Source organism: Clostridioides sp. GD02377, from assembly GCF_045899875.1.
GTDB lineage: Bacteria > Bacillota > Clostridia > Peptostreptococcales > Peptostreptococcaceae > Clostridioides > Clostridioides difficile_A.
Genome location: NZ_JBJODA010000015.1, coordinates 15,486 through 30,256 on the forward strand (window position 1 = coordinate 15,486; position 14,771 = coordinate 30,256).

Sequence of the window (14,771 nt, forward strand, 5' to 3'; positions counted from 1 at the left end):
AATTGTATTTAAATGGTTTCTATTTTATTATGTAATACTATTAATATGCAGAATTTAGTTTTGCTTCTATTTTCTTTTGAACAAGTCCAAATATAAATAAGATAAACCAATATACAAACCCTGCAACTAAGAACGCTTCTAGATATTTATATTTACTACCACCATTATAATTTGCTGCCGCCATTATTTCTATTACCCCTATAGTAAAAGCTAATGAGGAACCTTTAATTAAATCTACAAAGTGATTAGATAATGCAGGAATAGCCACTCTTATAGCCTGTGGCATGACTATTCTTCTGAATATTTGCACATTTGTAAGTCCAATGGAAGCTCCTGCTTCATATTGCCCCTTATCTACAGAAGAAATTGCTCCTCTTATAGTCTCTGACATATACGCAGACATATTTATTGATAAAGCAATTATCATTGCAGTAAATGGAGACATATCTACAAGAGCTGGAATAGCTCTTGGTAATCCAAAATACAATGCATACAACTGAACTAGCAGTGGTGTTCCTCTAAAAATTGAGGTATAAACTTTAACAATTTCATTTAATATTTTAACTTTGTTATAGCTTATTAATGCCATTATAGTTGCTATTACTAAAGATAGTACTAGTGATATTAAAGCCATTATTATTGTTTCTTTAGATGCTATAAATATTTCTGGTAAAATGTTAAACATGAATGATACATCTAAACTCATAAAATTCACCTATCTCTCAATCGTTATATCTTCTCCAAACCATTTTTTAGAGATTTCAGTAAGAGTTCCATCTTTTCTCATAGCCGTTATTGTATCATCAACCTTAGCTTTTAAAGCCTTTGATTCTTCATCTTTTCTAAATGGATACGCATTTATTTCTTCATAAATAGGTTCTCCAACAGAGATAAAATTTGAACCAGCTTTTTTATTTCTAGCAGCTGTTGCAGAAACAGAAATTATCCTTGCGTCAGATCTGCCAAGTTCAAGACCTTCATATGAATCAGCTCCATCATTGAATACTAATTCCATTGAATTATCTTTGTTTTTTTCCTCCATTATCGCTCTTTCAGATGAATTTGCTCCAACTTCGACTTTTTTTCCTTTCAAATCTTCAAGACTTTTTATCTTGTCTTTATCTTCTGGTCTAATAGTTATCATTAGAGGATTATAAGCATATGGTACTGTAAAATCATACACTTCTTCTCTTTCTGGCGTTATACTTATTTGTTGAGCTGCTGTATCTGCCTTACCACTATCCACCATTCCAAGTAATCCACCTGTATCTCCATTATTTACTTCATACTTAATTTCAGAATCTAATCTTTTACCAATTTCATTCCATATATCAATTTCAAAACCTTGCATTTTCCCATCTTCTCTAAAATTAAAAGGATAATACTTTGCTCCTGTAGCTACTGTAATAGTCTTCTTTTCTTCTTTTTTAGGCTCTTCTTTTGTTGAACAGCCTATTGTTAATCCACAAATAACTAACCCTAATGTTAATAAACTTAATGCTCTTTTCCAATACATTAAAATCCCTCCATACTTGATGATATTTTTATTTACATGAATTTAAACTTTATTTATATACCATGATTTAGTTTTATAATTTTTCAACTTACACATCACTCTTTACTTTAATATAAATTGAATTTAAAACATTCATTTTTATGGATATTTCTACAAAATATAAGTTTATTTTCCATTTACCCCAAAACAATCGTATTATACTTTTCATACTTTGTCTAATCGTTTTTTTCTATGTACTTTTTTAATAGAATTAAATTTTACTATATCATTGTAAAATTATAGATGTGCAAAATTACAATGATTATTAATCTAACACTTATAAGAAAATACTTTTTATTAAAAACAAAGATATTAAAATAAAAAAAATACTGTTAAGTAGATATTTACTTAACAGTATCAATATTATTTGTATCTTAACCTATTTTGACTTTATAAATCTTCTTCGGTTTATCTTTGATACACCTACTAGCATAACTGACATGATTATCATTGAAGCTCCACCTAAAATTAATTTAGAGTATGTTGTTGTTTTATTCATAGAGCCGCCTCCTTTATTACCAAACCCCCCTGCTTCCTTTGGATTCCCTTGACTTCTATCTATATTCATATCTCCATTTTTACCATTCATATCACCCTTATCCATATTTCCAATTCCTGGTGGTGTTTTTCCATCCATGCCTTCAGGTGGCTCTGGCATACCACTCATCTTATCATCAGAATTTTCTGTGTCTTTACTTTCACTTGAACTATTATCATCAGAAGTTTCCTTAGTTGAAGAAGATTCTCCACTCAATTGAGCTTTTATAGTTTTACTCATATTTTCTGCAACTTCTAAAACTCCTGGTATTGATTTTCCACCTTTACCCATTGCCCCTCCTGACTTTTCATTAGTATCGTCTCCACTTTTATTGTTATTTGTATTATTCTCATTTTCACTATTATCTGTAGTATTATTTTGAGCATCATTATCCGTATTAGTTTTGACTTCGCTTAATGTTAATTCAGCATTAACTTCTTTTTCATTACTTTCATTTTCAAAACTCTTATTTTCATTGTTAGAATCATTATTATTAGATTCTTTATCACCAAATCCCTTATTATCACTAGAATCTTCAATTGAAGATGTTATATTTTTTTCAAATTCTTCATAAGTATAAAATGCTGTTGGGTCTTCCTTTACATATGATGCTATCAAGTCATGTAATTTTGTTGTCATATTTTCTAGATAATCTGAATCCAAGTACTTGGTTACTATTTCTTCTAGATATTCATGGTACTTAGCTTTATATGTATCATTTTTTAATAATGCAGATATTAAAGGTCTATCTTCCAAATTACCTGTTGTAGGTTCATCAATAGCTATAGATTGACTACCTCCACCAAAACCACTAAATCCGCCAAATGACATATTAAAGTCCCATGGCAACATAGAAAACACTCCATCTTGTTCATATAAATAGTAATTATGAGCGAAACTACCTTGATAACTATCAAGATTTAATAAAGCTGTACTTATTGCTATATTTTTGAGGACAGAATCTACATCAAGATATTTTTCAATATCTTCACCTGTGTCTAAAGATTTTAATAGTTTTGTAACTTTAGACCAATCAGCCGTTTTCTTATCACTTTCAATGATTAGATTTGAGTAACTATCTGGGTCATCACCCTCATATTGTAATGAGGCCCCTTCATCTGATTTGTATAAGTCTCCAGTTACATCTCCAAAATTATTTTCAAGATAAGATTCTTTTAACCCTTCTACTGCCAAATATAATCCATGATATTCACCATTTATAGAAACTTTGGCATATGCAAATTCTGGAGTAGCTAATCCCATCTCCTCACAGACACTATAAGTTAAAAATTCTCTCATATAAGATGGGTCAGAATAACAGTTATTAAGGTTTAATTGAGTAAGACCTTCCATACTTTGACTAGTATTATATTTATCGAAATTAATCTTATAGCTATATCTATCACTATCACTATTTGCTACGGATGTAAGACTTGAATTTCCTTTAGTTCTTATACCAACGTTTCCATATGTGTCTCCATTTACAGTTACTTTTGCAACTTTAAATTCTTCTTTTATCGCATTTTCATTCATGTCTTCCAAGTCACTTTCATCTATTTCTATATTAACTTCCATAACCTCATCTCTGTCAAAATATTTTTCAATATATACATTGCTATATAAGTCAACATTTTTATTACCATATGTACTGTAAACTCCAACTACTGCACATAAAAATATAACCATAATTGAGATAAGAAGGGTAAATTTTTTATCTTTCATAAAAGATTACTCCTCCCTATGCTACATAATCACCATTATAACTTACAAGAACTGCATTAGTAACTCCATCTACTTGGCTTAAGTCATTTATAAGACTTGTTTCTCCATCTTTCATTCTTACTTCAAATACCAACTCTATACCTTTTTCTGGTGTAACACTTTTTGATTTTATTTGATATTTAGAAAATACTTTTTTAATTTTATCAGTTGCAATGTCTTCTGAATTCTCATTATTACAATTTACCATCAATATATATGGTGTTTCAGATATTGTTTTGTTTGAAAAGAATATTAGAATCAATCCCATGATTATTGAACCCATAACAGCTAGTGGAATCAAACCTGCACCTAAAACTATACCTGAGCCTAATGACCAAAATAGAAATACCAAATCCATTGGGTCTTTAATTGCTGTTCTAAATCTTACTATAGATAAAGCACCAACCATACCTAGAGATAAAACTACATTTGATGTAACTGCTAATATTACGAAAGTTGTAAGCATTGTAAGTGCTACAAGTGACACATTAAATGGTCGAGAATACATAATCCCCATATAGGTTTTTTTGTAAATCATATATATAAACAAACCTACTAAAAATGCTGAACCTAGAGCTAAAGCACTATCTACAAATGAAAAACCTGATACATTTTCTATAAAACTTGATTTAAAAATATCGTTAAACGTCATAACTAAAATCATCCTTCCTGTTTTTTAATTTTTTTATTTTATTTGGATACTCTTTATATAAGGTTTAAATTTCAATCCTATATATACAATCTACTCGATGCATACTTTGAAACTGCTGTAGAAGTAGTTTTATTAATCTGAACCAAATCTTTTATAAAATCTGGTATAAACTCATCATATTTAACTTCCAACACAGTCATATTTTCATCAATAACTGATACTGTTGGCAATTCTTTATTGAATAAATCGACTGAATTTACAGAAGTCTTAATATCACTATCGATTGTAACTCTTACATTTCCAAGTGGATAGACAAAAGCTTCTCTATCATAATCAACTATACTTTTTGCCTCCAATCTTTCACATTTTACTTTTAAATAAAACTCTCTTAATAAGCAGTTTGTCGATTCTTTTAAAAACTCAATGTCATTTTTTAATATCTTCTCTACTTCTTTTTTAGTTAAATTAGCTGATAGCTTTGACGTCATATTATAATGTTTTATTTTCTTCTCCAATTTTATATAAGAAGGGTCATTGTTATAAAATCTTATTCTAAACTTTTCTCTCATTGCAACTCCATTTAACTTATCTAAAAGTGCTTTATCTTCAGGAGTGTCAAAGTATAAACTTCTGATAAGATACTTTCCATCTTTTGATGCATTTCTATCTTTTTTCATTATTGGATAAAGTCTTGATTTTAAAGCTAGGACATCAGCTTCAGTTATTTTGTGTTTCATCTCAAACCTATAGTTTAACTTCTTATTCATTATTATCACCTCTCAATTCATTTAACTATGTTTGATTTATTTTATATTTAGAGTATACTTCACTTGACTTTGTTAAATCTCCGTAAAATAAGTGCATCTTTATGGCATATATGTGGCAAACAAGATTAAGCTGATGAGATATCTATGAATTTATTTATCTAAGTTTTAATAATAAATTACATTTTTATCTGGAAATTAAATTTTATATGGTATTAGATTCTATATAGTCAATGAATATTTGTTTTAGAAAGCAAAAAAGAAGATGTCACTTATAGATAAATTAAATATTTTAAATAAAAAATCAAGTTTCTTATTCAAAATGATATAATCTATAGTTCCATCTTCTAAATTTATAATACCAAATAATTAAAAATATATATGCTTAATTATGTTAAAATTAGTTTTACTGCGCTCCAAACAAGTACTAGTGCCATAATAATATTAATTACTTTATAATGCTTGTTTATATATTTTTGTAAAATACCTCCTGCTAGAGCCCATGTCAAAGTACCAGATATGCCAACAAGACTACTACAAACTGCTGCTGATAATAAATATTCAACTGACTGTGACACAGGTATTACATACCCTGTATATACAGTAATGGCAAATATTATAATTTTCACATTAACAAACTGCAAAATAAATCCAGTCCAAAAGGATTCTTTCTTCACATCACTATCATTGTTTGGTTTGCTCTTAGCTACTTGTATTGCTAACCAAATAATATAAAGTGCTCCTATGTACTTCATAATACCAGTAATCATTGGTATAAACTTTGATAATTCAAGGCATCCAAGAGCACATATAAACATAATACATATAAATCCCATACTAATTCCTATAACCACTGACTTTCCTTTTTTCCATCCATTATTGCTAATTGTGTTTAATGCAAGAATATTATTAGGTCCTGGTGTAAAACCTGTAACAAATGCATATGGTAAAAAAGATAATAAAACTTCACTCAACACTTGTAATCACTCTCCTTTTATATTATAATACTATAAATTAAACAATAAAAAAAATCGAAATATTTAAATCTATACTTCAATTATATTGAATGAAATGAGGATGAACATGTATTTTAAATACCTACAAACTTTTAAAACTATAATAGAAGAAGGTAGTTTTTCTAAAGCAGCAAATAAACTCAATTACACACAATCAACAATAACATTCCAAGTACAACAATTAGAACAAGAGTTATCTACACACTTATTTGAAAAGATAGGAAGAAAAATGGTTTTAACTAAAGCTGGCAAAAATCTAATACCTTATGTGGATGATGTTCTATGTTCTGTTGATAAAATGAAGAATTTTGGTACTGACTTGTCTGAGCTACGTGGTGATTTACATATCGCAATGGGAGAAACTCTTATTTGTTATAAAATACCTCCTATTTTAAAACGTTTTCATGAAATGGCACCAAATGCAAGGCTATTTCTCCGCTCAATGAATTGCTATGATATTAGGAACTCTTTGCTTGCAGGAAGTATTGATTTAGGAATATTTTATAAAGATATTGGAGGCCTAGGAAATTCTATTTCTACATATACTGTTGGAGAATCACCTTTGACACTAGTCGCATCCCCAAAAGTAAAAAAACAATTTCCTGATTTTATTACTCCAAACCAAGAATTAGATATACCTTTCATAATAGATGAGCCAGCATGTATTTTTAGACAAATGTTTGAATCATATTTGAATGAAAAAAATATTACTCTAGACCATACGATTGAACTTTGGAGTATACCTACTATTAAAAATTTAGTAAAAAATGATATGGGAGTGTCATACCTTCCTACATTTGCAGTAGAAGATGATTTGAAGACAGGAGAACTATGTGCAATAGATACAGAGTTAGATGATAGAAACATTGTAGCAGTATGTGGTCATCATAAAAATAAGTGGATTAGTCCCCTTATGCAATTATTTATTGATTTAGTTGTTTCAAATGAAAAATAGATAGACTTATTTAAAGTAAGTCTATCTATTTCTTATCATATTGATTATTTTAATTACACAACTTCTTCATCGTATTCACTTGAAAATTGGCTATTATAAAGTTCTTCATAAAATCCTTTATTTTCAATAAGTTCTTTGTGATTTCCTTGTTCAATAATAGTGCCTTCTTTCATTACCAATATTAAATCAGCATCACGAATAGTAGATAATCTATGTGCAATAACGAAGCTAGTTCTTCCCTTCATCAAGTTATTCATTGCCTTTTGAATCTCAACCTCTGTTCTAGTATCTACACTAGAAGTTGCCTCATCAAGAATTAACACTGATGGGTCTGAAAGTATTGCCCTGGCAATTGTTAAAAGTTGTTTCTGACCTTGAGATAGATTAGAAGCATCCTCAGTCAATACAGTATCATAACCTTGAGGTAAAGTTCTTATAAAGTGGTCTACTCTTGCTGATTTTGCTGCACTTACAATCTCATCCATTGTAGCATCTGACTTACTATAAGCGATATTTTCTTTTATACTACCATTAAATAACCATGTATCTTGTAGAACCATTCCAAACATAGTTCTAAGTTCTCCACGTTTTAAGTCTTTTATATTAACTCCATCAATAGTAATTCTTCCACCTTGTATCTCATAAAACCTCATAAGTAAATTTACAAGAGTTGTCTTCCCAGCTCCTGTAGGTCCAACAATTGCAATCTTATCTCCTGCGTTCAATTTAATATTAATGTCTTTCATAAGAATAGAATCATCACTATATCCAAATTTAACATGTTCAAATTCTACTTTACCTTTAGGCATGTTGATAACTTTTGAATCTTCTTTGTCCTTTATTTCTTCAACTTCATCCATAACTTTAAAAACTCTCTCTGCAGATGCAATTGCAGCTTGAAGCATATTTACGATATAAGATATCTCTGTAGTAGGCTCTGATGCTTGATTTACATATTGGATAAACGCCTGTATACTACCAAGAGTCATTGCTCCAGTTGATGCAAATACACCTCCCACAACTGCTATAATAACATACCCAATTTGATTTATAAATCTAATAATAGGAGATATAGCATATGATGAGAATTGAGCTTTTCTACTAGCATTATAAAGATTTTGATTTAATTCTTTGAAATTTTGTATAGTATCTTTTTCTTTGCTAAATGCCTTGACCACTATTTGACCAGTAAACATCTCTTCTATATTGCTATTTAATTCTCCCAATGCTTTTTGATTTTCTGAAAATCTATTTTGTGATTTTCTTGCAATTATAACAGTAATACCTAAAGAAACAAGCAATGTTACAGCTGATACTATTGTAAGTGGTATACTTATGCTTATCATCATTACAATAGAACCAATCACTGTGACCACTGCTGTAATAAGTTGCATTAACCCTTCTTGTAAACTATCTGCTACCTTCTCTAAATCATTTGTAACTATACTAAGTGTTTCCCCTTTTTTGTGAGAATCATAGTATTTAAGCGGAAGTTTATTTAATTTATCACTTAAATCTTTTCTCATATTAAGAACTAAACTTTGTGCAACACCTGACATAATATATTGTTGTATATATATAAATACTGCACTAATTAAATACAACCCCAGAAGTATTGATATTATGCCTCCCATAGAACTAAAATTCACACTGAATTTTGTACCTGTTTGAACTGCAGTTTTAATCCCATTAAATAATTGGTCAATAGCTTTTCCCATAACCATTGGTGCTAAAACTGTAAGAGCTGAACTTATTAGTACTGAAATAAAAATCATTAATAACTTAAATTTTTGTTTTTTCATATATTTCAATAATCTTTTAGTAGTCTTTTTTGCATTTTTAGCTTTTTCTGCTGACATACCATCCTCAAAACTAAGTACATCTACATCTTGTTTTTCTGTTATTTTTTCACTCATATTACACCTCCAAATACACAGATTGATTCTTCACTCTATGCAAGTTCTTCTTTACTAAGCTGTGAATCTGCGATTTGCTTATAAACTTCACAATTTTCAAGTAACTCTTTATGTTTTCCTATACCTACAATTTCTCCATCATTCAAAACTATAATCTGATTAGCATCCATAATTGTACTTATACGCTGTGCTATAATTATAACTGATGAATCTTTAATTTCATTCTTCAATGCTTTTCTAAGCCTTTTATCTGTCTTGAAATCTAATGCAGAAAAACTATCATCAAAAACATATACTTCTGGTTTTCTAACTAATGCTCTTGCAATAGATATTCTCTGTTTCTGACCACCAGATAAGTTATTTCCTCCTTGTGCTACAAACGAATCATACTTATCTTCCATATCAGAAATGAACTCATCAGCTTGGGCTATATTTGCAGCATGCTTTACTTCTTCAATACTTGCATCTTCTTTTCCATATCTTATATTTTCTTCTATTGTCCCACTAAATAAAAAGGCTTTTTGTGGTACAAATCCAATCTTGTCTCTAAGCTCTTTTTGGGGCATATTCTTAATATCTTGACCATTTATAGATATTTCTCCAGATTGAATTTCAAAAAAACGTGGTATTATATTTGCAATAGTGGATTTACCAGAACCAGTGCTTCCTATAATTGCAGTTACTTCTCCAGATTTTGCCTCAAATGTTATATTGTTCAAAACTGGTTCCTCTGAATCTGAATATGAAAATGTTACGTTTTTAAATACTAAATGTCCTCTTTCTGAAGTAATATCTTTATATCCATTTCCATCTACAATTTCAGGTTCTATATCTAAGATTTGGTTTACTCTATCTGCACAAGCTCCTGCTCTGGGTATGTACATAAATACCATTACTCCCATAATTAAATAAAATAATATTAAGATACAATACTCAACTAGTGCCATTATATGACCTATCTCCATATTTCCATTACTTACTCTCATACCACCAAACCAAATTATACTCACTATACCTAAGTTCATTATTAACATTACAACAGGCATAAGTACTGCAAATATTTTATTTATTGAAATTGCCGTTTCAGAATAATCTATTGCAGTTCTATCAAATCTCTTTTTTTCAAAACGACTTCTATCAAAAGCTCTTATAACTCTTACTCCTGTTACTACTTCACGTAATACTCTATTCATATTATCCATCTTTATTTGCATCATTTTAAACAATCGGATAACCTTCTTACCAACCAAAAATGCAGATAACATGAATAGAAACATTACTGTAACAATAATAATTGTCATTACTTTATCTATAGAATATGCTAAAAATAGACCAGAAACAGTTATAATTGGTGCTGGTAATACCAATTGAATAAACATAAACAAGGATTGACCTATTAAAGTAATATCACTAGTACTCCTAGTAATCATTGAAGCTGTACCTATCTTATTAAAATCATTTATTGATAAATCTTGTGATTTTATAAATACTGCTTCTCTAATATCTCTACAAAATCCAGATGAGAGATTTGATGATACTTTACAAACTAAAACAGCTGATAAGGCTGTTATACCTGCTGCTATCAACATAATTATACCTGTCTTTACAATATAATCTACATCCCCTTTTACTACACCATTATTTACTATACTCGCTGTAAGTGTTGGTATATATAAAGTTCCAAGAGTTTGTAAAAATGTAAACATCAGCACTGTAACAATTAAAACTCTATATGGTTTTAAAAAACGAATTAATTTTTTCATATAATCACACTCCTTTATAGAATATTATGATAAACTATACTGTAACAGGATAGTCAAGGAGGAATTTTAATTATGAGTCAAATTTCGAAAAATTATTTCACAACTGGAGAATTTGCAAAGATTTGTGGAGTCAACAAAAAGACGCTTTTTCATTATGATGATATAGGTCTTTTCTCTCCAGAGTTAAAGAAGGAAAATGGGTATAGATACTACTCATACCATCAACTCAGTATTTTTGGTATAATTTCTTCACTTAAGGAAATTAAAATGCCTTTAAAAGAAATTAAAACTTATATAGATAAACGTACTCCCAATTTGCTAATTGAACTTTTAGAAAAGAAAACTATTGATATTAATAATGAAATTGAAAAATTGAATAATATTAAGGCTTTAATGGAGTCTACCACTTCATTTACTAAAAAAGCATGTAACATAGATGCAAATACGATTACTTTAGAAGAACATGAGGAAGAGTATTTAGTCAAAACGCCTCTTACTTATAAGGAACCCTTTCTTGGAGATGATGATGAAAACTTTTTATATGAATGTATTAACTTTATGGATAGCTATGATTTAGGTGATGATGGTATGATTGGTTCAATCATTAAAGGTGAAGATGTAATGAATAGAGATTTTGAGTCGTATTCATATTTATTTACAAAAGTTAATAAAGACTATAAGAAATATCCTACATCAATCAAACCAAAAGGGCTTTATGTAAATGCTTATCATAAAGGAAGTTATGAAACTATTAATAAAACTTATGAAAAACTCTTAGAATTTTTCAATCAGAATAATTTATATATGGGAGACTTTGTTTATGAAGAATATCTCCTATATGATATAAGTGTAAGAGATTCTAATGAATATCTAACTCAAATATCAGCAGAAGTTAAAATGTAAAAGGAGATAAATTATTATGATAAAAAGTAATATAGCTGAGAAAAACAATGATAAAAAAAGAAATATTATAGAAGTTGTAATATTTTTTACAGTCACTTATGGTATATCACTATTATTCGGGATTCCTCTTTACTTTAAAGAATATATGAATCCAGAAATACTGGTAATATTTATGACTATATTACCAGCATCAGGAGTCTCAATAGCAAGACTTTATAAATATAAGAAAAATAATAAACATATCATACTCAACTATGTCATAATAGCTGACTTTTTATTATCTTTATCTCTAGTTATGTTAAAAGCTTTTGGAATAATCGATAATGAAACTATAAATTTAGGAATAAATATTTTAGTTTTATTTACTGGTATTGCAACTATATGTTATGTCTGTATAGAAGGTAAAGAACTTTATCCATTCAAAAACGAGAAAAAATCTATTAAATATATTTTTAGTTTTATAATAATAATTAATTTAAGCAAGTTTATAATGTTAGGGTGTAAAGATATCAATTTTATTAACTTAATTATGAATATATTCCTTATTTTTCCATACCTTGCAACTCAAAGTATTCTTTTTTTTGGTGAGGAATATGGATGGAGAGGATTTCTTCAAGAAAAAATGCAAATTAAATTTGGTAAACGAGCGGGAGTTATTTTGTTAGGGTTTATATGGGAATTATGGCACATACCTTTATGGTTTACAATTTATCATGTAGATGGTCTAGGTATATGTATCAGATTATTTTCTGTAATTAGTCTTTCTATATTTTTGGGTTACGTTTATATGAAAACTAAAAATATATGGACATGTGTTATGATTCATTTAATCAATAATACAGTCTTTTTAGATGCTGATTTGGATAATATATTTTTAAATTTTAATTCTTCAAATCTTAATTCAAATATTATATTAGGTTGTTTAATTTTTTCTGTAATACTTTCATTATTTATTTTTACTAAAGAATACAAAAGTTAATGTAAAGATTAATAATAAGAATAGCAAATTAAATAAATTCTTTATAATACTATTATCTAAAGCATACAAAATTTATTTAAAAAGATGTAAGTAATTTTATATAAAATCACCTACATCTTTATTTATATTCAAACTAATTTCTAGAGTTATCTAATAGCCATTTATCTGCATCTTTATAAAGTCTATCAACCATCTCTGGTCTATCTATTCCAGGGAGTTCTTGATTTATTTTATATCCATCTGTACTAAGCATATAAGAAAGACTTGCATATGAAGGTCTATAATCCTTTATATCTTCCTTAGAAATTTTGACATCCCCATCCTGATAAACAGGTAAAATTATATCTTTTTCATATATAGCATCCATAGATATTATATACCATATATCATCTATCTTTTGAGTCTTATACAGAAACTTGACATCTGACTGAAGTTCAACTAAATTTCCATCTATTTCATTTCTAATATGGATAGCTCCCATTGTAATTGATACTGCCTTATCTTTATTTACCCAAACTAATGTATCACATATTTTATGTGGCGCATAAGATTTCATCTTACTTGACTCTTCTACGAACCCCTCTCCACTACCTTGATACCAAGATATTGAAACAGTAGATTCCTTTGCAAAGCATTTTTTCATTTCATCCCATAACGCATTATCTCTACAAAACCTTTCAAATTCTATAAGCTCTTTTACACTATTTTTATCCACTATATCTTCTATAGAGTTCTTTCCTGGTCTACTTAATAACATATTCTCAATCTCCTTTAACATAAACTTCTTTTATTTTTAGCAATACTCAATTCATTATCTTACTTTATTACCCTTTATCCATACACCTTTTATATTTCTAGTTGCTACTATATTTTTAATTGGGTCACCTTCAACCATTACTAAATCAGCTCTTTTCCCCTCTCTTATTACTCCACGGTCATTAAGACCTAATAATTTTGCTGGTAAACTTGTTGCACTCTCAAGTACTTCAATTGTATTAAGACCTGCTTTAACTAATAATTCAAATTCACGATGAAGAGATTCTCCATGTTTCACTATACTAACAGAATTTTTATCATTATTTGCATCAGTTCCAGCTAATATCATCACTCCAGCTTTTTTCAATGTAGCTGTATTTTCTATTGCTGTTTCTAACCTAACATCTTCTCTTCCTGTAGCTTTCTTTATATTTGATACTATACTTTCCATCATAACTATAGTTGGAATTGATATAAGATTTTTCTCTTTTATCCTTTTGGCTACATCCTCAGATAATTTACCTATAAAAGGAATATGATTTATTACATCAACATTTGCTTTTTCTGCATATTCATAAGCTATAGTTGTAGGTGCATGAGCAAATACTTTTTTCCCATGTTCATGAGATATTTCAACTACTCTTTTTATTGTCTCAAAATCAAAAGCCGTTTTAGATGTTTTAGGGTCTTCTATTATGATTTTTACAAAATCTGCTCCTTGTTTAATTTGTTTCTTAGCAAAATTTTCAGCATCTTCAATAGTATGTATTTTACTATCTTTAAACCCCATTCCCATGAGATGAGGGTGAGATTCTGGTGCAACAGGTTCATATACACTACGAATATCAGTTAATCCGTCTAAATTTCTTAAAGATTCTACTACATCTTTACTATTAGTTGCCATATCAAGCATAGTAGTTATACCCCAATCAGTTGCATCCTCCAAGTTTTTTAAACTATCCAAATGTATATGAGAATCAATAAATCCTGGAAGTAAAGTGCATCCTTCTCCATCTATAGTAATATCAGCTATTGTTTTTGATGATATAACACCATCTTTTATTACAACACTCCTTTGTTCTGAAAGTTTTTCTCCATCAAATATTTTAACATTCGCAATTTTAGTTACTGCCATACTCCACACTCCCTTTATTTTTATTTATTAAAAATCTAATTCTTATTTAATTAAAAATTTCTTACTTTGATATTTTCT

General features: G+C 28.7%; 13 protein-coding genes. 3 read left to right on the top strand and 10 right to left on the bottom strand.

The window, feature by feature from the left end; genetic code table 11:
• Positions 1–40 precede the first annotated feature (40 nt).
• From Q3304_RS13805 to Q3304_RS13830, 6 genes are all read right to left on the bottom strand, one after another.
• Complete coding sequence (locus tag Q3304_RS13805; protein ID WP_407815443.1) at positions 41–685, bottom strand: amino acid ABC transporter permease; 645 nt, start codon at positions 683–685, stop codon at positions 41–43.
• Between the two features lie 30 nt (positions 686–715).
• The gene (locus Q3304_RS13810; RefSeq protein WP_054269571.1) at positions 716–1,516 is read right to left on the bottom strand and encodes a transporter substrate-binding domain-containing protein; all 801 of its coding nucleotides are present in this window, start codon (positions 1,514–1,516) and stop codon (positions 716–718) included.
• Between the two features lie 418 nt (positions 1,517–1,934).
• Positions 1,935–3,815 carry a CotH kinase family protein gene (locus tag Q3304_RS13815; protein ID WP_407814078.1) on the bottom strand — a complete coding sequence of 627 codons (1,881 nt, stop codon included), beginning with the start codon at positions 3,813–3,815 and terminating at the stop codon, positions 1,935–1,937.
• 16 nt (positions 3,816–3,831) lie between these two features.
• Positions 3,832–4,506, bottom strand: coding sequence for a DUF4956 domain-containing protein (locus Q3304_RS13820; protein ID WP_407812130.1), 675 nt, complete (start codon positions 4,504–4,506; stop codon positions 3,832–3,834).
• 77 nt (positions 4,507–4,583) lie between these two features.
• The gene (locus Q3304_RS13825; RefSeq protein WP_054269568.1) at positions 4,584–5,273 is read right to left on the bottom strand and encodes a polyphosphate polymerase domain-containing protein; all 690 of its coding nucleotides are present in this window, start codon (positions 5,271–5,273) and stop codon (positions 4,584–4,586) included.
• A gap of 386 nt (positions 5,274–5,659) precedes the next feature.
• On the bottom strand, positions 5,660–6,247 hold the full coding sequence (locus Q3304_RS13830) for a LysE family transporter (protein ID WP_054269567.1): 588 nt from the start codon (positions 6,245–6,247) through the stop codon (positions 5,660–5,662).
• A gap of 106 nt (positions 6,248–6,353) precedes the next feature.
• Between Q3304_RS13830 and Q3304_RS13835 the strand changes: the two genes are divergently transcribed.
• The gene (locus Q3304_RS13835; protein ID WP_054269566.1) at positions 6,354–7,241 is read left to right on the top strand and encodes a LysR family transcriptional regulator; all 888 of its coding nucleotides are present in this window, start codon (positions 6,354–6,356) and stop codon (positions 7,239–7,241) included.
• 53 nt (positions 7,242–7,294) lie between these two features.
• Here the strand turns inward: Q3304_RS13835 and Q3304_RS13840 are convergent, their stop codons facing one another.
• Positions 7,295–9,157, bottom strand: a complete 1,863-nt coding sequence (locus tag Q3304_RS13840; protein ID WP_407814077.1) for an ABC transporter ATP-binding protein — start codon at positions 9,155–9,157, stop codon at positions 7,295–7,297.
• Positions 9,158–9,192: 35 nt separating this feature from the next.
• Positions 9,193–10,920 carry an ABC transporter ATP-binding protein gene (locus tag Q3304_RS13845; RefSeq protein ID WP_054269565.1) on the bottom strand — a complete coding sequence of 576 codons (1,728 nt, stop codon included), beginning with the start codon at positions 10,918–10,920 and terminating at the stop codon, positions 9,193–9,195.
• Positions 10,921–10,992: 72 nt separating this feature from the next.
• Here Q3304_RS13845 and Q3304_RS13850 point away from each other — a divergent pair, with 72 nt between their 5' ends.
• Both Q3304_RS13850 and Q3304_RS13855 read left to right on the top strand, forming a co-directional pair.
• On the top strand, positions 10,993–11,823 hold the full coding sequence (locus tag Q3304_RS13850) for a MerR family transcriptional regulator (RefSeq protein ID WP_407814076.1): 831 nt from the start codon (positions 10,993–10,995) through the stop codon (positions 11,821–11,823).
• 16 nt (positions 11,824–11,839) lie between these two features.
• Entirely contained in the window at positions 11,840–12,802 is a 963-nt protein-coding gene (locus Q3304_RS13855; RefSeq protein ID WP_407814075.1) for a CPBP family intramembrane glutamic endopeptidase, read from the top strand.
• A 133-nt stretch (positions 12,803–12,935) separates the two neighbouring features.
• Here Q3304_RS13855 and Q3304_RS13860 read toward each other — a convergent pair whose 3' ends face one another.
• Entirely contained in the window at positions 12,936–13,559 is a 624-nt protein-coding gene (locus Q3304_RS13860) for a hypothetical protein (protein ID WP_407814074.1), read from the bottom strand.
• A gap of 54 nt (positions 13,560–13,613) precedes the next feature.
• The gene (locus Q3304_RS13865; protein ID WP_407814073.1) at positions 13,614–14,693 is read right to left on the bottom strand and encodes an amidohydrolase family protein; all 1,080 of its coding nucleotides are present in this window, start codon (positions 14,691–14,693) and stop codon (positions 13,614–13,616) included.
• Positions 14,694–14,771: the final 78 nt, after the last annotated feature.

Bases quoted from the DNA above. Each gene is read 5' to 3' on its own strand.
- Q3304_RS13805 (WP_407815443.1), bottom strand. From the start codon at position 685: ATGTTTAACATTTTACCAGAAATATTTATAGCATCTAAAGAAACAATA.
- Q3304_RS13810 (WP_054269571.1), bottom strand. From the start codon at position 1,516: ATGTATTGGAAAAGAGCATTAAGTTTATTAACATTAGGGTTAGTTATT.
- Q3304_RS13815 (WP_407814078.1), bottom strand. From the start codon at position 3,815: ATGAAAGATAAAAAATTTACCCTTCTTATCTCAATTATGGTTATATTT.
- Q3304_RS13820 (WP_407812130.1), bottom strand. From the start codon at position 4,506: ATGACGTTTAACGATATTTTTAAATCAAGTTTTATAGAAAATGTATCA.
- Q3304_RS13825 (WP_054269568.1), bottom strand. From the start codon at position 5,273: ATGAATAAGAAGTTAAACTATAGGTTTGAGATGAAACACAAAATAACT.
- Q3304_RS13835 (WP_054269566.1), top strand. From the start codon at position 6,354: ATGTATTTTAAATACCTACAAACTTTTAAAACTATAATAGAAGAAGGT.
- Q3304_RS13840 (WP_407814077.1), bottom strand. From the start codon at position 9,157: ATGAGTGAAAAAATAACAGAAAAACAAGATGTAGATGTACTTAGTTTT.
- Q3304_RS13845 (WP_054269565.1), bottom strand. From the start codon at position 10,920: ATGAAAAAATTAATTCGTTTTTTAAAACCATATAGAGTTTTAATTGTT.
- Q3304_RS13850 (WP_407814076.1), top strand. From the start codon at position 10,993: ATGAGTCAAATTTCGAAAAATTATTTCACAACTGGAGAATTTGCAAAG.
- Q3304_RS13855 (WP_407814075.1), top strand. From the start codon at position 11,840: ATGATAAAAAGTAATATAGCTGAGAAAAACAATGATAAAAAAAGAAAT.
- Q3304_RS13860 (WP_407814074.1), bottom strand. From the start codon at position 13,559: ATGTTATTAAGTAGACCAGGAAAGAACTCTATAGAAGATATAGTGGAT.
- Q3304_RS13865 (WP_407814073.1), bottom strand. From the start codon at position 14,693: ATGGCAGTAACTAAAATTGCGAATGTTAAAATATTTGATGGAGAAAAA.